20 protein-coding genes, 8 tRNA genes, 1 rRNA gene and 1 other RNA gene are annotated in these 22,114 nt (G+C 34.5%); 2 read left to right on the top strand and 28 right to left on the bottom strand.

Annotation, left to right across the window (positions count from 1 at the left end; genetic code table 11):
- Positions 1 to 122 precede the first annotated feature (122 nt).
- Positions 123 to 1,541: a dihydrolipoyl dehydrogenase gene (gene lpdA / locus IAE51_RS08580; RefSeq protein ID WP_010905074.1), complete on the top strand. Its 1,419-nt coding sequence runs from the start codon at positions 123 to 125 to the stop codon at positions 1,539 to 1,541.
- A gap of 70 nt (positions 1,542 to 1,611) precedes the next feature.
- Here the strand turns inward: lpdA and IAE51_RS08575 are convergent, their stop codons facing one another.
- From IAE51_RS08575 to IAE51_RS08555, 5 genes are all read right to left on the bottom strand, one after another.
- Positions 1,612 to 1,785 (bottom strand): helix-turn-helix transcriptional regulator, encoded by a 174-nt coding sequence (locus IAE51_RS08575; protein WP_021214949.1) that lies wholly within the window; start codon positions 1,783 to 1,785, stop codon positions 1,612 to 1,614.
- Positions 1,786 to 1,898: 113 nt separating this feature from the next.
- Positions 1,899 to 2,654 carry a DNA repair protein RecO gene (recO, locus tag IAE51_RS08570; protein ID WP_003132217.1) on the bottom strand — a complete coding sequence of 252 codons (756 nt, stop codon included), beginning with the start codon at positions 2,652 to 2,654 and terminating at the stop codon, positions 1,899 to 1,901.
- Between the two features lie 98 nt (positions 2,655 to 2,752).
- Positions 2,753 to 3,928, bottom strand: coding sequence for a pyridoxal phosphate-dependent aminotransferase (locus IAE51_RS08565; protein WP_200095188.1), 1,176 nt, complete (start codon positions 3,926 to 3,928; stop codon positions 2,753 to 2,755).
- Between the two features lie 150 nt (positions 3,929 to 4,078).
- Positions 4,079 to 4,151 (bottom strand) — tRNA-Lys (locus tag IAE51_RS08560).
- 241 nt (positions 4,152 to 4,392) lie between these two features.
- Complete coding sequence (locus IAE51_RS08555; protein ID WP_033900573.1) at positions 4,393 to 4,914, bottom strand: GNAT family N-acetyltransferase; 522 nt, start codon at positions 4,912 to 4,914, stop codon at positions 4,393 to 4,395.
- 209 nt (positions 4,915 to 5,123) lie between these two features.
- Between IAE51_RS08555 and IAE51_RS08550 the strand changes: the two genes are divergently transcribed.
- The gene (locus IAE51_RS08550) at positions 5,124 to 6,746 is read left to right on the top strand and encodes a SulP family inorganic anion transporter (RefSeq protein ID WP_200095186.1); all 1,623 of its coding nucleotides are present in this window, start codon (positions 5,124 to 5,126) and stop codon (positions 6,744 to 6,746) included.
- 80 nt (positions 6,747 to 6,826) lie between these two features.
- Here the strand turns inward: IAE51_RS08550 and IAE51_RS08545 are convergent, their stop codons facing one another.
- From IAE51_RS08545 to IAE51_RS08435, 23 genes are all read right to left on the bottom strand, one after another.
- The gene (locus tag IAE51_RS08545) at positions 6,827 to 7,069 is read right to left on the bottom strand and encodes a TM2 domain-containing protein (protein WP_012896919.1); all 243 of its coding nucleotides are present in this window, start codon (positions 7,067 to 7,069) and stop codon (positions 6,827 to 6,829) included.
- 76 nt (positions 7,070 to 7,145) lie between these two features.
- Positions 7,146 to 7,595 carry a GNAT family N-acetyltransferase gene (locus tag IAE51_RS08540; RefSeq protein WP_047205962.1) on the bottom strand — a complete coding sequence of 150 codons (450 nt, stop codon included), beginning with the start codon at positions 7,593 to 7,595 and terminating at the stop codon, positions 7,146 to 7,148.
- Positions 7,596 to 7,914: 319 nt separating this feature from the next.
- Positions 7,915 to 8,107: non-coding RNA, 6S RNA (ssrS, locus tag IAE51_RS08535), on the bottom strand.
- A 105-nt stretch (positions 8,108 to 8,212) separates the two neighbouring features.
- Positions 8,213 to 9,370: a mannitol-1-phosphate 5-dehydrogenase gene (locus IAE51_RS08530; RefSeq protein WP_003132184.1), complete on the bottom strand. Its 1,158-nt coding sequence runs from the start codon at positions 9,368 to 9,370 to the stop codon at positions 8,213 to 8,215.
- A 137-nt stretch (positions 9,371 to 9,507) separates the two neighbouring features.
- Positions 9,508 to 9,939 carry a PTS sugar transporter subunit IIA gene (locus IAE51_RS08525; protein ID WP_003132182.1) on the bottom strand — a complete coding sequence of 144 codons (432 nt, stop codon included), beginning with the start codon at positions 9,937 to 9,939 and terminating at the stop codon, positions 9,508 to 9,510.
- A 48-nt stretch (positions 9,940 to 9,987) separates the two neighbouring features.
- Positions 9,988 to 11,925 carry a transcription antiterminator gene (locus IAE51_RS08520; protein ID WP_012896914.1) on the bottom strand — a complete coding sequence of 646 codons (1,938 nt, stop codon included), beginning with the start codon at positions 11,923 to 11,925 and terminating at the stop codon, positions 9,988 to 9,990.
- Positions 11,926 to 11,984: 59 nt separating this feature from the next.
- On the bottom strand, positions 11,985 to 13,808 hold the full coding sequence (locus IAE51_RS08515; protein WP_058202945.1) for a PTS transporter subunit EIIC: 1,824 nt from the start codon (positions 13,806 to 13,808) through the stop codon (positions 11,985 to 11,987).
- A gap of 149 nt (positions 13,809 to 13,957) precedes the next feature.
- Positions 13,958 to 14,031 (bottom strand) — tRNA-Asn (locus IAE51_RS08510).
- A 6-nt stretch (positions 14,032 to 14,037) separates the two neighbouring features.
- A 5S ribosomal RNA gene (gene rrf, locus IAE51_RS08505) occupies positions 14,038 to 14,153 on the bottom strand.
- Positions 14,154 to 14,155: 2 nt separating this feature from the next.
- Positions 14,156 to 14,229 (bottom strand) — tRNA-Ile (locus IAE51_RS08500).
- 14 nt (positions 14,230 to 14,243) lie between these two features.
- Positions 14,244 to 14,314, bottom strand: a tRNA-Gly gene (locus tag IAE51_RS08495).
- Between the two features lie 11 nt (positions 14,315 to 14,325).
- Positions 14,326 to 14,398, bottom strand: a tRNA-Phe gene (locus IAE51_RS08490).
- A gap of 4 nt (positions 14,399 to 14,402) precedes the next feature.
- Positions 14,403 to 14,476: transfer RNA gene (locus IAE51_RS08485), tRNA-Met, on the bottom strand.
- A gap of 10 nt (positions 14,477 to 14,486) precedes the next feature.
- Positions 14,487 to 14,576 (bottom strand) — tRNA-Ser (locus tag IAE51_RS08480).
- A 5-nt stretch (positions 14,577 to 14,581) separates the two neighbouring features.
- Positions 14,582 to 14,653, bottom strand: a tRNA-Glu gene (locus tag IAE51_RS08475).
- A 221-nt stretch (positions 14,654 to 14,874) separates the two neighbouring features.
- A complete protein-coding gene (gene ftsH, locus IAE51_RS08470; protein WP_003132177.1) occupies positions 14,875 to 16,962 on the bottom strand; it encodes an ATP-dependent zinc metalloprotease FtsH in 2,088 nt (695 codons plus the stop codon).
- A gap of 205 nt (positions 16,963 to 17,167) precedes the next feature.
- Entirely contained in the window at positions 17,168 to 17,719 is a 552-nt protein-coding gene (hpt, locus tag IAE51_RS08465) for a hypoxanthine phosphoribosyltransferase (protein ID WP_010905038.1), read from the bottom strand.
- Complete coding sequence (gene tilS / locus IAE51_RS08460) at positions 17,700 to 18,971, bottom strand: tRNA lysidine(34) synthetase TilS (protein WP_033900585.1); 1,272 nt, start codon at positions 18,969 to 18,971, stop codon at positions 17,700 to 17,702. Before tilS ends, hpt begins: the two co-directional genes overlap by 20 nt.
- Positions 18,968 to 20,317 carry a serine hydrolase gene (locus tag IAE51_RS08455; RefSeq protein WP_200095208.1) on the bottom strand — a complete coding sequence of 450 codons (1,350 nt, stop codon included), beginning with the start codon at positions 20,315 to 20,317 and terminating at the stop codon, positions 18,968 to 18,970. Before IAE51_RS08455 ends, tilS begins: the two co-directional genes overlap by 4 nt.
- A gap of 137 nt (positions 20,318 to 20,454) precedes the next feature.
- A complete protein-coding gene (locus IAE51_RS08450) occupies positions 20,455 to 20,778 on the bottom strand; it encodes an RNA-binding protein (protein ID WP_200095184.1) in 324 nt (107 codons plus the stop codon).
- Positions 20,778 to 21,152 (bottom strand): septum formation initiator family protein, encoded by a 375-nt coding sequence (locus IAE51_RS08445; RefSeq protein WP_003132171.1) that lies wholly within the window; start codon positions 21,150 to 21,152, stop codon positions 20,778 to 20,780. Before IAE51_RS08445 ends, IAE51_RS08450 begins: the two co-directional genes overlap by 1 nt.
- 28 nt (positions 21,153 to 21,180) lie before the next feature.
- Positions 21,181 to 21,450 carry an RNA-binding S4 domain-containing protein gene (locus tag IAE51_RS08440; RefSeq protein WP_003132170.1) on the bottom strand — a complete coding sequence of 90 codons (270 nt, stop codon included), beginning with the start codon at positions 21,448 to 21,450 and terminating at the stop codon, positions 21,181 to 21,183.
- 118 nt (positions 21,451 to 21,568) lie between these two features.
- Positions 21,569 to 22,039 carry a hypothetical protein gene (locus IAE51_RS08435; RefSeq protein WP_003132169.1) on the bottom strand — a complete coding sequence of 157 codons (471 nt, stop codon included), beginning with the start codon at positions 22,037 to 22,039 and terminating at the stop codon, positions 21,569 to 21,571.
- Positions 22,040 to 22,114: the final 75 nt, after the last annotated feature.

The raw sequence follows: 22,114 nt of genomic DNA, 5'->3' as shown, positions 1-22,114 counted from the left end.
TCTTATTAGTAAAGGAACGAAAAAATATTTTTTTCGTTTCTTTCTGTCATAGATTTAAAAAACTAGTTTACAGTATTGTAAATTCAAGTTGACACTAATGTTTACAAGAAAGAGGATATATTATGGTTGTTGGTGCACAAGCAACAGAAGTTGATTTGGTTGTTATTGGTTCAGGCCCTGGTGGTTATGTTGCAGCCATCCGTGCGGCTGAACTTGGTAAAAAAGTTACAATTATTGAAAAAGATAATGTTGGTGGGGTTTGTTTAAATATTGGTTGTATCCCATCAAAAGCATTGATTAATATTGGTCATCATTACCAAGAATCTTTGGAGGAAGAAAAAGGAGAAAATCCTTTTGGTCTTTCTGTCGGAAATGTTAAATTAAACTGGGAATCTGCCCAAAAATGGAAACAAGATAAAGTTGTCAACCAGTTGACAGGTGGCGTTAAAATGCTACTTAAAAAACACAAAGTTGACGTGATTCAAGGAACTGCAGAATTTATTGATAACAATACAATAAATGTTGAACAAGAAGATGGGTTCCAACTTTTGCAATTTAATGATGTGATTATCTCAACTGGTTCACGTCCTATCGAAATTCCTTCTTTCCCATTTGGTGGTCGCATTATTGACTCTACTGGTGCTTTGTCACTTCCAGAAGTTCCTAAACATTTGATTATTGTTGGGGGAGGAGTTATTGGTTCTGAGCTTGGTGGAGCTTACCGTATGCTTGGTTCTAAGATTACAATTGTTGAAGGTTTGGACCACATTTTAAACGGGTTTGATAAAGAAATGTCTGATATCATTGCTAATCGCGTTAAATCTGCTGGTTCTGAAATCTTTACTTCAGCAATGGCTAAATCAGCTACTCAAACTGATAAAGATGTAACTTTGACTTTTGAGGTTGATGGAAAAGAACAAACAGTGACTGGTGATTACTTACTCGTTTCTGTTGGACGTCGTCCAAATACTGATTTAATCGGCTTGAACAACACTGATGTTAAATTGACTGACCGTGGTTTGATTGAAGTTGACGATTCTTATGCAACTAATGTTCCTCACATTTATGCAATCGGTGATGTGGTTCCTGGTCCAATGCTCGCTCACAAAGCTTCTTTCCAAGCTAAAGTTGCTGCTGCTGCGATTGCTGGAGCTGAGGACGACGTGGACTTACACGTTGCTTTGCCTGCTGTAGCTTATACAACAACTGAATTGGCAACAGTTGGAGAAACGCCTGAATCAGTTAAAGACCGTAAAGATGTTAAAATTTCTAAGTTCCCATTTGCTGCAAATGGCCGTGCCATTTCAATGAATGATACGACTGGTTTCTTACGTTTGATTACTGAAACTAAAGAAGGGGCCTTAATCGGTGCTCAAATCGTTGGCCCTGGTGCATCTGACTTGATTTCTGGTTTATCACTAGCGATTGAAAATGGATTGACTTCTAAAGACATTTCATTGACTATCCAACCTCACCCAACACTTGGTGAAGCGATTATGGATACAGCTGAATTGGCTGATGGCTTACCAATTCACGTTTAATAAAATTAAAAATCACTGACGGATTTGTCAGTGATTTTTTCTATGGATAAATTTACTAACGGAAAATCTGTCAGTAAATTTTTGTGAGTGTGATATCAGATTTACCAAGTTCAAAACGTGAAACTTGTTGCTTTGAAGTAATAAAATTTGGTGAATTCTCATAATCTCCTGCAACTTTGGCTAATGACAAATTTTTCATTTCGCGAATTTCACGAAAAACTCTTCCCCATGATTTTGAGTCCATAAATTATCCTCATTTTTTACTGACAGAAATATTTAGAGGTTTCTGTCAGTAATTTTAAGTTTTCCACTGTGGATAAATTTACTGACAGAACTTCTAGCGACTTATCCACAGATTTATTTCATAATATCTGCCCAACCAGACATTCCGTCCAAGAATTTTTTGGATTTGAGATGAATTCCGACATATTCATCATAAAGCCCATCAATAAATTGACGAATTTTTAGTTTCATATCTGCTTTTATCGAGATTTTTTTGAGTTCATCTAAAGATATTTCTTGAAAAAGATTGACCAAATAAATCACATTTGGGTCAAGATGACTCCGTCGTAAATCTTCATCAAAATGTTGGGGACAAAGGCAGCCACTAAATTTATAAGAAAAATCAAAGGGTCCAACGGTTTTATGACAAAATGCACATTCTGAGAAGTTCAAAGAAATCCCAAAACGATGAAGAACTTGTAATTCAAAAATGTTAGTCACGACTTCCATATCAAATCCTTGATCTAAAAGCTCTAAACTTCGCTTTAGAAATCCATAAAGCCCTGGGTCGTATTGATTATCAGAAATGGCCGCATCAGCCAAACTTATGATATAAGAAGCATGAGCATTGATGAAAATATCTGAACTAATATTTTTATAAACGACCACTTCACTGACATCCTCGATAAAAGAAAATCCCCCGTCATTAATCGTTGCCGTCAATTTTCCATCAGTAAAAGCTTGTAAGGAACTAGCATAAGGCGATTTTCCAAAATTTTTGACAAAAAACATCCGTTTACCAAAAGACTCTGTAAAAATCTTGACCAATTTATCTTTTTCTTTGTAATTACGACTGTAAAGCACTAGACCTTGAGTTTCGGCATCACGCATGATTTTCTCCTTTCGATATTTTATTTCATTATATCAAAAAAATCACTGACAACTCTTCTAACTGTTATCAATGATTTTTAATTTTACTGACCGATTGCTCAACCGCGTTTTTTAGTCACATAATCCGTCAATCTTGCCATTGCTTTCTCAATCACATCCATTGAAGCCGCATAAGATAAGCGGACAAATCCCTCACCGTACTGACCAAAAGCGATACCAGGAATAATGGCAACTGCATTTTCTTTTGCAAAATCCACAGCAAATTTGAATGAATCTTGTTCTAAATCAGCTGGAATTTTTGCAAAAATGTAGAAAGCTCCATCTGGTTCAATAATTTTGAAACCAAGGTCTGACATCTTTTCAATAATATAATCACGACGTTTAAGATATTCTTTTTTCATCGGAAGAGCATCATCAGCACCATTTTTCAAAGCTTCAATCGCTGCAAACTGTGACTGAGTTGAAGCCGAAGTCACCAAATATTGGTGAGTCTTAATAATCTGTGCCACTAATTCACGCGCTGCAAAGATTAATCCAATCCGCCAACCAGTCATCGCATGCGATTTTGATAAACCATTAAGAACGATTGTTTGCTCAGGTGCATATTCAGCAATTGACACATGCGGTTGGTCAGTATAATTTAGTTCAGAATAAACTTCATCAGCAATCACAAATACTTCATGCTTTTTCAAAACTTCAGCTAAAGCCTTAATTTGCCCCCGATTATAAGTTACCCCTGTAGGATTTGCTGGATAATTCAAAATAACGGCCTTAACTTTTCCCTCACGCTCAACAATCGCTTGTTCAAGCATCTCAGGCGTAAGAACAAAATCATTAGCTCTTGTATCAATTTCAACCAAAGAACCGCCAGCAAGCGTAATTAATGGCTCATAACCAGGATATGCAGGCGCGGGAATCAAAACTTCATCACCAGCAACCAAAATTGATAACAAAACACTAGAAATGGCTTCCGTTACTCCAACAGTAACTAAAACTTCATCTTCTGCTGCATAAGATAAACCATATTTTTTATTCATAAATTCACTAGCTGCCTGACGTAGTTCTAGTAAACCAGCCATTCCAGTATAATGACTTTGATTATTTTCAATCGCCGCAATCCCTGCTTGTTTAACATGCTCAGGCGTATAAAAATCAGGTTCTCCCAAAGTCAACTTAATAATATCAGGAATAGATGAAACCTGTTGGTCAAACTGACGAATCAATGAAATTTCAATTTTATCTAAATTAGGGTTAAATTTTTTTAATAAATCCATAAAACATCCTCTACTTACATCCTGTTCTACTGACAGAAATCTTTTGACAATATTATACACTATTTTCAGACTATTTACTTTACTGACAGATTTCTGTCAGTAAAAAAAGCACTCTAAACCTTTAAAAATTTAGAGTGCTTTTACTATTTATGGCTCGGCAGGGGCTCGAACCCTGGACCCATAGATTAAGAGTCTACTGCTCTACCAACTGAGCTACCGGGCCAACTTATAAAAAGTTGAATATTTTGTGACCACTTCTAGAATTCTAAAATTCTGTGGTAGTAATGATAAATTGCTTCGCAATTTTTCTATCCGCAACCTTGAAGCAGTGCTTCAAGCCAACTGAGCTACCGGGCCAACTTACTAGCTTATTATACCGATTTATAGACCAAAATGCAAGAATTTTTATTATTTAAGTCTTAAATATAGAGTTACTAACAAAGAGTTTTAAACAAAATTGTTACTTAGTTAAAGGCTTCTGAGTAGTGAATTACTCCTGATTTTCCTTCTAAGCCACCGTCAGTTAATTCTTTAATCATAAAGTTCTCATCAGGAACTTCAAAAGGTGCTTTGATTTGATATTGACTTGCTGGTACATAACCAAACTTAGGATAATAAGTTTCATGACCTAAAATACTAATAAACGGATAATCCAAAATTTTTGCTCTTTTTTCAAGTTCCAATAATACTGCTGCCCCAATTCCTTTACCTTGGTAAGTAGTTAAAACATCAAGAGGAGCTAAGACCAAACCTTTGAATTTTTGTGAGTCACTTACTATCTCTACCTCACTCAAAAGACCGTGACCAACGATTTTACCATCTTCAAAAGCAACAATTTCCAAATCTTTGATATAACCTTCTTCATTACGAATTTTATCAACAAGTTCAGCCTCATTACCATAACCATGTTCTGACTGACTAAAAGATTCACGAATAAGTTCAGTAACTTCATTATAGTTTTCCAAATTTATTGTTTTAATTATCATTATCTTCCTCTCCTAATAAAATCTCTATCATCATTTTAGCAGTTATTCTTCTATTTTTCATTAGATATTAGTAAAAAATTTATTTTCTGGTTTTTTAATTACAAGAAATTTACCTAATCTTGATTTCATTTCGATTCCGATAATTATTTGATATGATTACTCATCTCTGTTATCATAGAATATTGTGATAAAAAATTAAAGGAATTATTATGATTAAACAATTTTTAGGTATTATTAACTCAGAATTCAAAGACTACAACCGACGAAAATTCTTACAAGATTTGATGGCAGGAATTACTGTAGCCGCCGTTGCCCTCCCTCTAGCCCTTGCCTTCGGTGTATCAAGTGGTACAACAGCCGCAGCCGGACTTATAACAGCCATTGTTGCAGGTATAATTATTAGCTCACTTTCTGGAGCTTTCTATCAAATTTCTGGTCCAACAGGAGCAATGGCGGCTATTTTAATTTCACTCATTGGTAAATACGGAATGAATGGAATATTTATTGCTACTTTTATGGCAGGAATCTTTCTATTACTCGCTGGTATTTTCCGTTTAGGAAATTTAATTTCACTTATTCCCTCACCAGTAATAACAGGTTTTACTTCTGGTATTGCCATCATCATTGCCAGCGGACAAATTAAAAACTTTTTCGGAATAGAACATTTTACAGGTTCTTTTTTTGATTTAATGAAATTTATCTCTGGCTTACACATTGATTATCCTTCAACAATTATTGGACTTTTAACAATCTTATTAATGATTTTCTATCCTAAATCATGGGGTAAAAAATTCCCAGCTTCATTGTTGGCTATCCTTCTGTCAACTTTAGCAGTCCTTGCCCTAAAACTAGATATTCCTTTAGTAGGAAAAATTCCAACCACCCTTATTCCCCAAGCTCATCTACGTTTGACTGAATTGAATCTTCAAGACATGAAAACTCTACTTATCCCAGCCATAAGCATTACCGTACTTGGAATGACCGAAAGTCTCCTTTGTGGTGCCTCAGCAGGCCGTGCAACCAATCACCCAATGGACAATAACCAAGAACTCGTTGCTCAAGGAATCGGAAATATTTTCATTCCCTTTTTCGGAGGAATTCCAGCAACAGCCGCAATTGCTCGAACAAGTGTAGCAATAAAAGCAGGTGCTCAAACTCGCTTAACTGGTATTATTCACGCCCTTATTCTTCTCCTCTCAATGTTTCTATTTGCACCATTTATGACTCATATTCCACTAAGTGCCCTTGCTGGTGTTCTTATCATGACCGCCGTAAGAATGAACGAGTGGGAAGCCATTCGTTTCTTATTCAAAAATAAATTAAAAAGTGGAATCATCGAATTTTTTGTAACGATGATTATCACTGTTATTTTCGATTTAAGTACTGCAATATTAGCAGGAATCATTGTTGGTTTCTTACTCTTTATCGTAAAAATTTCCCAAATTGAGATTAATAGTTCACAAATTGAACCCGAACGAATCAGTCAAAATCATCATGAAGTATTTACTGACTGGACAGTTATTTATATTTCTGGCCCGCTCTTCTTTTTAAATAGTAGCAAGTTAAAACAAGCAATTGATGAACTTCCAGCAAATACTAATGTTGTTCTTTCTCTAAGAGGTGTACCGATGATTGACGTTACTTCTATAAAACTATTGATTGATATTTACAGTATTTTTCATAAGGAAGAACGCCAAATCGTCTTCGCCTCAATGAATCCTAAATTAAAAGAATCATTTAAGAGAACTGGACTTATTAGCATGGTTGGTGAAGAAGCCATTTACCCAAGTGTCAATCAATTCCTTTTAGATTTAGTTGATAAAAATAAATAAAAAATAGGCCAATAATTGGTCTATTTTTTATTTATAAACTCCTAAAAGAAAATTGAGAAAGAACTCCAATAGATGAGCTTTTATCTAGAATATCCACCATTAATAAATGTAATATCTTCAGTATCGTTGTAAGTACTATAAGCCTTGACCAAGGCTACAATCCAATCGACAAAAGACCAAATGCCAAAAGTAGCCCAGTTGAATAACAATTTACAAATTCCCACTCCAATTTGTCCTCGCATAAAACGGTCAACTCCAAATCCCCCAAATAGAAAACTTCCTAACCATACAAACAAATGTTTGTTAACTGTTTTCGTTGTCATAATAACAATACTCCTATCAGCTTTTTACGTGGCTCAGTACCTGCACGTTATTTTAAGTTGTTAAATAAAATCAACTTTATTCAACAACTTTTTTTAAAGTAAAATTAACAAAATCTTGCCCTCGCAAGTGTACACAGTTCTTTTTTGTTTCTTTATAGCCCATTTTTTCAAAGAAGGGCTTAGCAGTAATAGATGAATTAACCATAAAGCTAGTATAATTCGAGCTTTTTTCTAAATCATTTAGAAGTTTTTGCCCTACTCCCTGCCTTTGATAATCTGCACTGACATAAAATAAATCAATATATCCTTTATCATCAATGTTACCAAATCCTACTATCTGCTCATGATTAGAAATGACTCTGGCGTAGGTTTTGCCAAGATTATCATCAAATAACTTTGTGTCAACGTCAACCCAAGCTTTAATCTGTTCCAAAGTATAATCAGAAATATTTACTTCAAAAATAGTGTTTTTAAACAGATTAATAACTTCATCTAAATCTTTTGTTTCATAATTTCTAATCAGCATAAATCTTTACTCCTTTTAGATTCATATCCTTTTACAAACAAAAAACTCATAGAAGTTAAACTATGGGCTTTCAAAATCGAAAGATAGTTTGAAGTACATATCTAGGTACAAACAAAGTTAGACTGACCTTTTATTATTCGTGTAAGGTCTACACATTTGAGGTATCTTTATTCTACAAAAATTATCCAACGAATAAATTAACAAAAATTGTTAACAAATGAATGCAAAAACAAATCTAAAGCTCTAAAGCCGTTCTATTTAAATATATAGTCCCGTAGCCCCAGATTTATTATTGATTTGTCTAATTTTTGATACACAAAAAAACACTGATTGAATGCCGTATGCTCTTCCGTGTATTGAACCCGCTAAAACGCCAGGTGGGTGTTCTCGCTTCGCATCAGCTTCCCCTACTTTCGTTCGAGGTATTACGCTACCGAATGTCTCATGAACCCCTATGCAATACAAATATAGTCGGTCAAAAAAATGAAAGAGCTCGCACATTCCAGTGCTTTTTCTATGATTCTATAATAACACTTTTTATCTTTTTTTTCAATAGAAAGCGGTTAAATTTTGAATCATAAATTGTATTAATAAAAAATCATCATCTCTCCCAAATTTTATTTTTTATAGTGATTAATAACCTTTTCGATTTCCAAAATCAACTTTTGATTGCTTAGACCAGTCACTTCTTCAATGAGCATTGGGAGTTCTGTTATTTTTAGTTTTTCTTGGAGTTGAATGGCTTGAGCATCATTTTCATCATGGTAAGCAAAAATTTTTCCAACAATATCTAGATGATTTTGATAAGAAAGCTTACGATCGTTTAATTCTCTTATTGGACGAATAAAACGTTCATCATATCCTAATTTCCGGATAGGTGTTCTTGCCACGCGTGACACTTCATCAATAATTTCTGGATTAGAAAAGCGAGAAATGATTAGTTCATGATATTTAATTAACTCATCTTGCTTAAAATATTGAGCCCATTTTGCTAAAAGTAAAGCGCGTGTTTCTTTTTGAACTGCTTTTAGGATATTCAAAATTTCTTCATCCTGTAAACCTTCTAATATTGTTTTATAACCTTTATATGCGCTAGAATAGGCAACTGCAGCATGTCCTGAGTTTACAGAAAAAAGTTTACGCTCAATAAATGGTTCGAGGTCAGTTGTATAATGAACTCCTTCAAGTTTGATTTCTTTATTTTTTAAATGACTTGCATCTATTACCCACTCACTAAAAGGCTCTACCTCAACATAGAGAACATCTTTATGTTTTTGAGCAGGAACAATACGGTCAACTGCAGCATTAGGAAAACCAATAAATTTAGAAAGATAAAGTTTATCAGATTCCGACAGATAATCGGACACTTTTTCTTCCAAAAATTCAGAGCCCCCTATCATATTCTCACAGGCAATAATATCTAACGGGCTCTGAACCTTTTCTTCCTTACGTTTCTGAAGTCCTTTTGCAATAAGCTCAGCAATATAAGGCAAGACATTAGGACCAATCGCTGTTGTTAGAATATCAGCTTTTGCAATTGCTTCAATGACTGCCTCAGGATTCTCACTATTGTTAATACCAGAGACAGCTTTTACAGAAATTTTTTCATGTTCACTACTTGCAATCCCAATTTCATAGGAATGCCGATTATTAAGTTCGTCAATTATAGATTTATTTGTGTCAACAAAGTGAATATCAAATCCATTTTTACTCAAAATTTCACCTATGAAACCACGTCCAATATTTCCTGCACCAAAATGTACTGCTTTTTTCATCTTACTTACTGCTCCTTTATTTAGAAAGTAAAAGTTCAAATAGAATTCTCTAAAATCCCTCTATATAAGCAATTGTAAGCTTTTACATTATGCTGGTAAATATAAAAAATGGCACTAAAAGCTGTGCCATTTTTTAATTAATTTTCAAAGTATTTTGCAATTTCTTCGATTGTTTGAGCATCAGCAAGTTTTACAACATTGTCAACGTCCGCGCAAAAAATTGAAATCTTTTGAATCAGCTCAAGATGCTCCTCTTTAATGCCCGCAATTCCAAATAGCATTGTTGCTATCTTAGGATTTTCTACTGTTCCAAAATTTACACCACGAGGAACTTGAACAATGGCTACTCCTGTTTTTAAAACTTCTTTTTTTGATTCATCAGTTCCATGAGGAATTGCAATAAAGTTTCCCATATAGACTGACAATTCTCTATCTCGTTCAATCATCGCTGAGATATAGTTAGGTTTGACATAACCTCCATCAACCAACAAACTTCCACAATATTTTATGGCCTCTTCTTTATTTGAAAAGTTTTGATTAATTTTAATCAGACTTTTTTGAATTTCCATTTTTAAAATTACCTTTCTTGGTTTACTAGGTTTACAACTTATGTAAACCTAGTCATCATAATGTTTAACAGCTTCGATAATTATCTCTCTTAGTAACTCACTTACAATTTCATAATTTCCGGAATCGTATATCCTAGTATAAAGCTTGTTTTCAATAATTGAACTTGAGATTTTACCTAATAAAAAGGAAACATACTCTGGAACTTCTGGAGGCGCTAATAACAATAGAACTCGTCCAATTTGAATAGCCTGATGATCCATTGCTATTCCTTCAATTGGTTGACTTAAGTCAAAGATTTTAAAAATTGGACTTGAGATTGATGAATGAACTGCGTGAAAGAGAGCAATTTTTGTTTCTGGAATTGCTAGATGTGTTTCTTTAAATCTTTCTTCCACCAAATGAACGAGTTCTCCACTATCCTCTGGGTTTACTCTCTGAATAATTTGTTTTACAGTATCATGTAATTCTGCCTTATTTTCAAGAGATAGGATTTCAAAAGATTTTAATATTTCATTGCCTATTGAAAATAAGTCATTGAGATTTAAAAAATTCTTTTCTTTTTCTGAATCAGAGGTAAGTGCTCGTGATTTTTGTTGAATTAACCTCAGCTGGTGACGAATATTTTCCAAATTCTTTTGATCTAGCATTGGATTGATGTAGAGGTAATCTAACTCTTTCTCTGTTGTAAAAATGACGTCATATTTTTCCTGAGTGATATGGATTGAACTTTGAATAAGTTCTATCTTTTTTAAGAAGGGAAAATTCTTTCTTAAATTACTCATGATAAATTCGCAAGAAATTCTTCCACGACTGCTGACAAGTGCCGCACTTAAAGGTAAAACTAGGTCACTGCGTTCAAGAGTCGCCACAAAGTGAAGACTTATAAAAGCAATTTCCATTTCTGAAAAATTCTTATCAAAGACCTCCCTTAATGATTCTTTGACTGTTTTATAAATTTCAGGATTATCTTTATTTATCTTTTTGATAAAATCATTTTCTTTTTTAGGAAAGAGGACTGGTAACATCTCTGATTCTTTGAGATGAGCATATAGTAAACCATATAAACGGTCATCTTTCCCAAATTCTATCTCAAGAATTGTTGAAACTTTATCAATGAGTTGGCGAATTTTATAAGAAAAATCGGTATCAAATTTTTCCATAAATAGCAGCTCTCTTCCAAAGCCAAAATATAAAATATCATAAACTGATGCAAGATAAGTGATCTCAGAAACAACAAATTTTGTTACTGGCAACTCTGTCAGTAACTTATTGACAAAGTTTAAGGCTTGCTTACTTGGTCTGCCCAGGGTTTCACTACTGACAGAATACCCCTCATCCAAACGCAGCAAAACAACTAAGCAAAAAAGTTGCATTAAAACTTTGACTTTGTCAGTCATTTTTTCAGGTAAATCTATACGTTTAAAAGCCTCATTGACTTGCTTAAATTTATTTAAATCTATTATTCTTAAAATTTTATTGTTAGAAAGTTGATTAAGAAGTAGTTCCTGAATGCTTGCTGAATTATAAATCACTGCCACAAATACTGGACGAATATTTTCTTCTGCCCCTTTAAGTTTTAAGCCACGATCTCGGATTAGTACTAGTTCATTTTCAAACAGAGCTTGCTCAATTTGCTTCAAATCACTAGTTACTGTCGGTTGACTAATTCCAAAATAATCTGTTAGAGAAGCGATAGATGCTTTATTTTCAATTAATAAAAGCAACTCACCATACAAACGTTCACTTATTGAATAGTCTATTAATTCATGAGCTTGAGTAAGTTGATTGATATCCCCTTTCAAAAAATAGCCTTCATCAGTATTTTCCAAACTGATATTTTCTGGTAAAGACTTTTGTAAATTGTTCAAATCGCGATAAAGCGTTCTGCGACTTGTATCTGTAATTTCCATCATTTCTGCTATCGTAAGCTTTCCACGTTTCAAAAATGTCTGGATTAATTTTTGCTCACGACTTGTTAAAAACATAAAAATTCCTTTTTTAAAATTCTACTCATAACTAGACTGCCAATTAACAGCTAGTATTTTTATTTGTTCATCCGTTTCACCATATTGATGTATTCAGGAGTAGTAATTAATGACTCAACAAAAAGATGTTGAGCATTTGGAGCTTCGTTTTTTACACTTGTCGTAAATTCTTTTGTTGAAACAATCATGATATTTTTGGCATTAAAAGCTCCTAAACCAATAAATTCAACATCAGAAATAGGAATTTTAACACCATGCATCTGGAATATTGCTTTTAATGTTTCTTTGCCCATTGTATTTGAACCAATATGTAAATCATCATGAGCAAAGACAACTTCATCAATTTGGTTCAAGTCTATCTCATTTTTACTGACAGGTCTGTCAGTAATTATTGTTTGATTTGTATCATTATCAGTAGTCAATAAACTACTGATAATTTCATCATAGCGAGGTGAATTGAGGAAATTAGCCACTGAGTATCTGATTGCTTCAGGAGCCATTATCGCAGCTCGTGGAGCAAGTTCATCTTGTGTCACAACAATTGTGTCAGAACCTGCTTTTAAGTTAGCTATAGCGACATTAGTAACATCTTGTAGCAAACCTGCTTTCTTAGCTTTATTCCTCAAAATAGAGGCTCCCATTGCTGATGAACCCATTCCTGCATCACAAGCAAAGATAATATGATTAATCGTAGAGAAATCGACTTGGTCAGTAATATTATTGCTGACAGAAACTTGTCCTTTACTGACAGCTTTATCTGCAGCTACACCTACTTTTGCATTCTCAAAAGCAGAATCATCAATCATTGATTTATCTCGCTTTAAAATAAAAGATGCAACTAGAAATGAAACAATTGCTGCCACAGCTATTCCTGACCAGACACATAAGACATTTACAAAACCACCCGCTGATTTAGCTGATGCCATTCCTGTGATTGCAATAATTGAACCAGGAGAAGCAGGAGCCGCAAGACCCGAGCCTAGTAAATTATTTGTCAAGGTTCCTGATACCCCACCTGCCATCACAGCAAAAAAGAGCGCAGGTTTCATCATGACATAAGGAAAATAGATTTCGTGTATACCACCGACAAATTGAATCAAAATCGCACCAGGTGCCGTCGCTTTAGCTGAACCCTTACCAAAAAGCATAAAAGCAATCAGAATTCCAAGTCCTGGTCCAGGATTTGCTTCTAGTAAAAATAGAAGTGATTTTCCATTTTCAGAAACTTGCTGAATTCCCAATGGCGATAAAATCCCTTGATTGATTGCATTATTTAAAAATAATATTTTTGCTGGCTCAATAAAAAGATTAGCAAGGGGAATCAAATGATTAGCAATTAAAAAGTCGACCCCATGTCCCATCACGTCGGTTAACCAAGCTACAAGTGGACCAACCACTTTTACAGCAAAAAGTGCAAGTCCAAATCCAACTAAACCAGCTGAGAAATTATTAATCAACATTTCTAGACCTGCTTTAATATGCGGTTGAACATAGTCATCAAATTTTTTTATTACCCAAGCACCAAAAGGACCCAAAATCATTGCACCTAAAATCATAGGAACGTTTCCTTTAGTGTTTAGACCTCCTAGAGAAAGACTAGCTGTGGCAATAATTGAACCGAAAGTCGCAATTGCACCAACCACTCCTCCACGATGTTCATAAATATTTTTTCCACCAGTGTAACCAATCATTAGGGGAATAAGAAAAGCAAGCATCGGACTAACCATTGCTGCAAATGTTTTATTAGGGGTAAAACCATCAGGAATGAAGAACATCGTCAACACCCCCCAGGCAATCAAAATAGGAATATTTGGCATTACCATATTTGATAATGCGGTACCAAGTTTTTGCACTCGTACTTTTAAGTTTACAGTATCAGTCATTTCAGACTCCTTTACATAGTAACTAGTATAATTATATTGTAACCGCTACCAATAAAGCTGTAAATAAAAACCTTGACACAAAAAGGCGTGCCAAGATTTATTGATGATATTTATAAAATAAAAAAAGTCACCCTTAGGTGACTTAGTTACTGCGGATGTCAGACTCGAACTGACGACATCATGATTAACAGTCATGCGCTACTACCAACTGAGCTAATCCGCAATGTAAACTTGGCATCGTCTTTATCTCCCAGGGGGCAACCCCCAAGTACTTCCAGCGCAAAAGGACTTGACTTCTGTGTTCGACATGGGAACAGGTATATCTCCTATGCAATAAATACCAAATATGGGAATTCCAGGATTCGAACCTGGGACCCCTGCGTTATCAACACAGTGCTCTAACCAACTGAGCTAAACTCCCAAAATATTAAGTTAAGCGGATGACGAGAATCGAACTCGCGTAGCCAGCTTGGAAGGCTGGGGTTCTACCATTAAACTACATCCGCTAAATAAGGAATGGCGCGAGACGGAATCGAACCGCCGACACATGGAGCTTCAATCCATTGCTCTACCAACTGAGCTACCGAGCCAAAATTGCGGGAATAGGATTTGAACCTATGACCTTCGGGTTATGAGCCCGACGAGCTACCTAGCTGCTCCATCCCGCGATAATTAAAAAGGAGGATGTGGGATTCGAACCCACGCACGCTTTTACACGCCTGACGGTTTTCAAGACCGTTCCCTTCAGCCGGACTTGGGTAATCCTCCAGATATAGTCCGTACGGGATTCGAACCCGTGTTACCGCCGTGAAAAGGCGGTGTCTTAACCCCTTGACCAACGGACCATATATTGTTGTGCTGTCTCAAACAGTACTTTTCTATTATACACTTTTATATTTTTTTGTCAAGAATAAACTGTGTTATCTTTTCAAAATAATATTTTAGATGAATAATAAGAAAGTCAGTCGTCTCAAACGACAACTATTTAATTATATCAAAATATTATTTTTTGTCAAGAATAAACTAGACCACTTATTCTAAAACATAAAAAAAAAGAAAAACAGCCTTATTCGGCTGTTTCATCTTCTGATTTTTCCTTATTTTCTTCTGGTTTAGAATCTGTTTTTTCATCACCATTATAGATATTAATGTTTGAAAAATCATCAACATTCGCATTTGCATCTTTGAGAGATTCTTCAAATGTTTTTGGTTCTGGTACTTCTGCTGCCGCTGCTTCATCAGGCATTTTTCCTGTTTTGAAGAGTGACATGATTTGTTTCGCATCAAGTGTTTCATATTTAAGCAGAGCTTCCGCAATTGCTTTATGTTGCTCACGGTGTGTTTCAATTGCTTCTTTAGCACGGTCATAAGCTTCACCGAGAATACGACGCACTTCATCATCAATCATAACAGCAGTTGCTTCTGAGTAAGTCTTAGTTTGACCATAGTCGCGACCAATAAATACTTGATGGTCTCCTTCATAAGATACCATACCAAGTTTCTTAGACATCCCATATTCAGTTACCATTGAACGAGCAATGTGTGTTGCTTTTTCGATATCATTTGATGCCCCTGGAGTAGCTACACCAAAGACAATTTCTTCACCAAGTCGTCCACCCATAAGGCTGGCAAGTTGGTCTTGAAGATGGAAATTAGTTGGTTGCATGATTTCTTCATCTGGAAGAGCAAGCATGTAACCACCGATGCGTCCACGTGGAACAACGGTAACTTTACGAACAGTAGATCCATTTTCAAGAACGAGTCCAACAATAGCGTGACCTGCTTCGTGGTAAGCCACAATTTCACGTTCGCGCATTGATTGAATACGATCTTTCTTAGCTGGACCAGCCATTGCACGGTCCATTCCTTCATCAATGTCAGCAGCATTGATTTCTTTTTTATTTTGACGCGCAGCAACAAGTGCAGCTTCATTCAAAACATTTTCCAAATCAGCTCCGACATAGCCTGGAGTTTGTGTAGCAACATTGTGCAAATCAACATCACTTGCTAAAGGTTTGTTTTTAGCATGAACTTTAAGAACGGCTTCACGACCTTTAACATCTGGAGCTCCGACCAAGACTTTACGGTCAAAACGACCTGGACGTAAAAGCGCTGGGTCAAGCACATCTGAACGGTTAGTTGCAGCAATAACGATTACTGAGTTGCCATCATCTTGGAAACCATCCATTTCAACGAGCAATTGGTTAAGGGTTTGTTCACGTTCATCGTTACCACCACCAAGACCTGCGCCACGTTGACGACCAACAGCATCAATTTCATCAATAAAGATAATTGATGGTGCAGTTTTCTTAGCATTTTCAAATAAGTCACGGACACGTGAGGCACCGACACCGACAAACATTTCAACAAAATCAGAACCTGAGATACTATAGAAAGGAACTCCTGCTTCACCGGCAACAGCCTTAGCAAGCAATGTTTTACCTGTACCTGGAGGGCCTTCAAGAAGAACACCTGCTGGGATACGAGCTCCTAAATCATGATATTTTTTCGGATTTTTAAGGAAATCAACAACTTCTACAAGCTCTTGTTTTTCCTCTTCAGAACCGGCAACGTCAGCAAAACGAACTTTAGATGTTTTACCATCTTGTTGTTTAGCACGAGATTTACCGAAGGACATCGGATTTCCACCGCCGCCTCCGCCACGAGCGCCCATTCCGCCCATCATGAGCCAGAATATACCAACAAATAGAAGCATTGGAATGATGTATGAGAGAATTTGAACCCACATACCGCTTGATGAAGCTTGAACAACACTAAGTTTTACATCATTACTTTTAGCTGCATTTTGGATATCCTTGACAACACTGTCAGTTGGAATAATATAAGCTTGGAAGTTTTTAACTTCACTACTAGAATTACCTAAAAGTGGGAAATTATTTGTTCCTTTTACTTTTACAGGTTCTTTATATTCACCTGTTACAGTAATTAAGCTATCAGAAGGTTGCATTGTGACGTTTTCAATCTTGTTACCGTCAAGTTTCGTCATCAATTGTGAATAGCTAATTTTATCCACGCTTGATTGATTACTACTGAAGAAGAAATTGAAACCGACAACAACAACAATAGCCAAGATTACCCACATCAAGATATTTTTTACAAAATTTCCTTGTTTTGGTTGTTTGTTGTTATTCATATTTTCCTTATCTTTTGTTTATTTATTATTAGAAAAGCCAAGAATTTACTTCTTAGTATCACTGGTAATAAAGGATACAGGCTAGTCAATAACAGCTATACCTAGTTATAGCATATTTCCTTTTGGAATGCTAATAGTAAGTATTGGTCAGAGATTTTTTCATACTTTAGTCTGAGAAAAATTTTAGATGACTAAAATCAACGAATTATTTGTTATAAACTTCTGGTTTTAAAACTCCGACATATGGAAGATTACGATAGTTTTCTTCGTAGTCCAAACCAAATCCAACAACAAATTCATTAGGAATTGTAAAACCTGAATAATCTGGTTTAATTTCAACAATTCGTCCTTCTGGTTTGTCAAGAAGTGTTACAATTTTTACGTTTGCTCCACGATGTTCCAAAAGTTCTTTTAGATATTTTAAAGTACGACCAGTATCAATAATATCTTCAACAATTAAAATATCACGACCTTTTACTGCTGTATCAACATCTAGGATTAATTTTACTTCACCAGAAGATTTTGTTCCGCCGTGATAACTTGATACAGTCATAAAGTCAGTTTCTAAGTGACAATCAATATGTTTGATTAATTCAGCTAAGAAAGGAACTGAACCACGAAGAATTCCTAAGACTAATGGATTTTTTCCTTCGTATTCTTTTGTTAATATTTCTCCAAGTTCTTTGGATTTTTCTATAATTTCTTCTTCTGAAACTAATACTTTTTCAATGGCCTTATCAAGATTTTTTTCGAGCATCGTTGATTTCCTCTCCTATACTGGGTTTGACCCATAATATTCTTCTAATTTTATCATTTTTGAGCATTTTACTCAAATCAGAACACGCAAGACCGACAATGGCATAGAGTTTTTTATCAACGAAGATAAGTGGATTCTCTCGGGCCTTTAATGGAACTTTGTTATCAATAAAAAACTTGCGTAATTTTTTATGATGACCATTGATTAGAATTTGATCCCCAGGCTGGCGTTTACGAATTTCAATTTCCCCTTCAAGAGGCAAATAAACTTCCATAAATGATTCATCTTGCGGATTTTCACTTACAATCTCTACTGAATTCTCCCTTTCAAGTTGAATTTTTTCAAGATAAAAGAAATCTTTAGTCTTCACAAAATAAAATTCCTTATTCAATTTTGCGAAATATTGTTGAGGGCGATTGATAATATGAAGTACTTCCGCAAATTTTTTCTTACTTACTTCTATTTCTGGATATTGAGCAAAAAATGCTTGTAAGATAAAATGTTGTAATTCTTTTGTTTGGGAGATGAATTTTTTAGATGATATTTTTTCATCAACAATTTCAAGTTCCGAAATTTTTTGATTAATTACTGCCAACGCCTTTTTAATTTCCGAGCTCAAATCACTGATTGATTGTGAAAATTGAGGATTTTCTTTTGTTAATTCTGGAATTAGTTGATTACGTATTCTATTTCTAAAATAATCTAGTCCTTGATTTGTTGAATCTTCATAATAGATTTGTGCATCAAGTTCTTCTTTTGTAAATTTCAATAATGGTCTGATTAATTGCCCACCTGCAAAAGGTTGACGGTCAGCAATACCCTGAAGACTTCTCAAAGGACGTCCTGTAATTTGACGCATTAATACCGTTTCAACAAGGTCTCCTTGATGATGAGCTGTCAGCAAAATATTGTAATTTTCTCCTATCATTAGCTTTTCAAAAAACTGATAACGGAAATCACGTGCATTTTTTTCTGTAAACTCTCCTGTAAACTTGTCAACATAAATTGGTACTTTAAGTTTTGTTGCCATTTCTCGAAGAGCAATTTCTTCAAACTTTGACTCTTCTCGTAAGCCATGATTAATGTGAGCCAGTCCCAGTTCAATACCGAGAACTTCTTTTAAATCATAGAGCCAGTTAAAAAGGGTCATTGAGTCTTTACCACCTGATAAAGCCAATAATATTTTTGAATCTTTATCAAAATAGTGTTCATCTTTGACTATTTTTAAAAATTTACGTTGAGCTGGTGTCATTTCATAACTCCATAAACATCTTGAGAAATTGCTTTTATTTCATCATCTGTTGCCCCATCAGTTTCAATTACCAAAAGATATGGTTTACTTGCAAATACAATGGCTGCATCATGATTATCTGTATCTGCACCACCAATTTTGTGAGCAACCGATATATTTTTAGGAACGCCTGCTCTAATTTTAACATCATCAAAAGAGGTATCAAATAAAGCGTTAAAGGAAGCCCCTCCTTCATTATAAAGAGCTTCTAGCATTCTACCTACCATTTGAGCTGAGGCATTTCGCTCTTTTGGATTCCACTCTTGTCCAGCAATCCTATTTATTTCTTTTTGATAGTTTGGATTAAACTCCTGGGTTTCATAATAGGCGAGCATATTACTTCCGACATTGTCTGAGAGTTTGGCTGTTCTATTGATAACATCCTGAAGACTGTAATATTTATTATCTGCTGTTTTTGGTAAATTTCCAGTTCCTTCTGGTTTATAACTTCCATAAAAAGTATTAATGGCTGGGGTGTACAATAGTTTGTCATCAAGTGAAGCCAAACCTTCATTAAGTCGTTTTTGAGTCCAATAAAGAATTGGAATTTTAGAAAGACTCGCTGAATACATTTTCTGTTCTTGGTTTACACCAGCTGTAAACTTATCGTCAAGTTCTTTGACATAGATTGAATACTTTTTGTCATTGTATTTCTGATTCAATAATGCCTGAACTTGTTTGATTTTGGGATTTTCCAAAGAAATATCATTTTCTGAAACCCAACCCGTTTGGCCATTATCCAAAGATACTTCGTAGTAAGTTCCCCAGTTAGTCTTAGCCATTTTATCAGCAGAAAGTTGATGTGTACCACTTAAATTTGTCATTATTTGATTATCATAAGTGGTTACGGGGTTGTAAAATACATTGACACTTTTATCAGTATATATTGTTGTATTTGTTGACTCTTTAGAAATTGTAAGATCTGATATCACAGCTTTTTTGTCAGTAGAAATATACTTTCCTGTCTTTAACTTAAAGGATTTCCCAACGATTTCGGCAATATCTAATTGTGTCTTAGCTGGAATTTCACCAACTGATTTAGTAAGGTTTGAGTCCTCATAAGTTGTTAATTCTTGATAAGCCACTGCTCTTTGGGGGATTGCAGTCCAAGTTTCAGTTTCTTTTTCTTTGTCTGTAACTTTGTCAGCTGCAACAATATTTTTTGATTTACTGACCTTTTTGTCAGCAAAATATCTTGTTTGTGAAAAAGCAAAAAAGCCTGTGATAATCATTAAAAGCATCACCAAGGCTACTCCACTATTAATTTTTGTTCTCTGTTTTTGCATGATTAAAACCTTGCCCAACATCTTATCCATTCCATAGAATAATTTCTGTTGTAATCTTTATCTTTTTAATTCCTAGAATTTTTCATAAAATAGGTGCTATTTTTAGTCAATAGAATAGTTAAAGAAAAAACTAAATAATATTTTTTCTTTTTAATTATTTAGTTCAATTCACGATTTTTTTGCTCAAGTTCTGTAAGTCTTTGGTGACTTGTTTCTAAAAATTCGGCATAGACATTTTTAAAAATTTTTTCTTGATAATTTAAATCAACCTTACCATCTTCGTGTATTTTTGAAATTTCAACACCAATCAAATCTCCAATTTGTACTTTGGGTACATTTTTAGGGATTTGTGACCAACGCAAAAGTCCTCTATTTTTACTGACAGCTTTGTCAGCAAGTTTTTCTGTACTTTCGTCAAGTTTGTCAGTAGAAATTTTTACAAAAAGTCCAAATTTTGTAATGTTTTCAACTTGTCCAATCATTATTTTGACCCGTTACTTCCAATCAAGGGACTGTCAGTAGTAAAAACTTTTTCATCACTTTGTGAATATTCTTGACCGTCACTCCGAGCAAATTTTTGGAGATAGTTAGGATCCTGAAGTTTTGATATTTCTTCTTTTTTAATCGTTACTTCTTTAGAAAGACTCTCATATTGTTTCTTTGCACTTTGTTCTAAAGCTACTTGACTGTGCAAAGTTTCATATGATTTTATCAAACTCATACTTGCTAAACTAAAAAGTAAAATTGCCACGATCAAAATAAGCCCTAAATGTTTTCTTTTTGGTACTGGGTTTAAATTTCTTTTTTTATGCTTCTGAGTGTACTTATTATTTAGTTGAATCACTTGCTTTGCCATGACAACCTCCAATCTATTTTGATGATAATTACTCAACTTCTTCTGTAATACGAGTTTCGCTAATCATTTCATACATTTTATCAGCATCTTCTTTACGTGTAAACTCTTTTAATTCAGCAACCCGAACTTCAACAATTTTATTTCCGAAACGAATTTCAATTGTGTCATTAAATTTTACATCAGATGAAGATTTCGCTAATTTTCCGTTAATTTTAATCCGACCTTTGTCGGCAACTTCTTTCGCAACTGGACGGCGTTTAATCAAGCGCGAAACTTTTAAAAACTTATCTAATCTCATGGTTTGATTATAACATATTTCATTTTGTTTGAAAATGCCTTTATTTATAATAATAAGGCTCCATCATTAGTGACAGAACCTTATTAATTTACTGACAGCCCTGTCAGTAATTTTTTTATTATTTTGAACGTCTAAGTTCTTGATATTCTAGCCTTGCTGCTTTGGCGTCTTCTTTCATTGTTGGATAAGCTTTTTTTATATCATTAGCTGAAATAAAGAAGAAAACAATCGCAATAATTTCAATTGGAAGTAGAATAAGACTTGAAAGTCCTAAAGCAATATTTCCTGTCCCACCCGCTGAAACTTCGGTAACTAATAAAACCATAAGAACAACTCCTAATCCTTGAGTTACATACATTAAAATTGGTGCCACATGTTTTCTTTTTCTTACTAAATCCAGTTTACTTGCCCAAACATGAGCAAAAATCACAAAAACAAAAACGATTGTTCCAAAAGTTCCTTTATTGTACCCCACTAAAGATAATAGAAAAACAAGAATAATAAAGATTGGAATAATAAGATAGTAAGAATAAGTTTGATAGGGTCGGCTTTTTTCTCTCAACTCCGCTTTTGCTGCTTTTAAATCCACTTTTATAAATCTCCTTTAAGATATGAGTTTAATTTTATAAATTACATCTTGAGAATTTTTTCTCTTTATGTTTTT

This window comes from Lactococcus sp. S64 (assembly GCF_016516525.1).
GTDB lineage: Bacteria > Bacillota > Bacilli > Lactobacillales > Streptococcaceae > Lactococcus > Lactococcus lactis.
The sequence above is the reverse complement of the archived record's forward strand: the minus strand, read 5'-3'. Positions and strand labels throughout refer to the sequence as shown.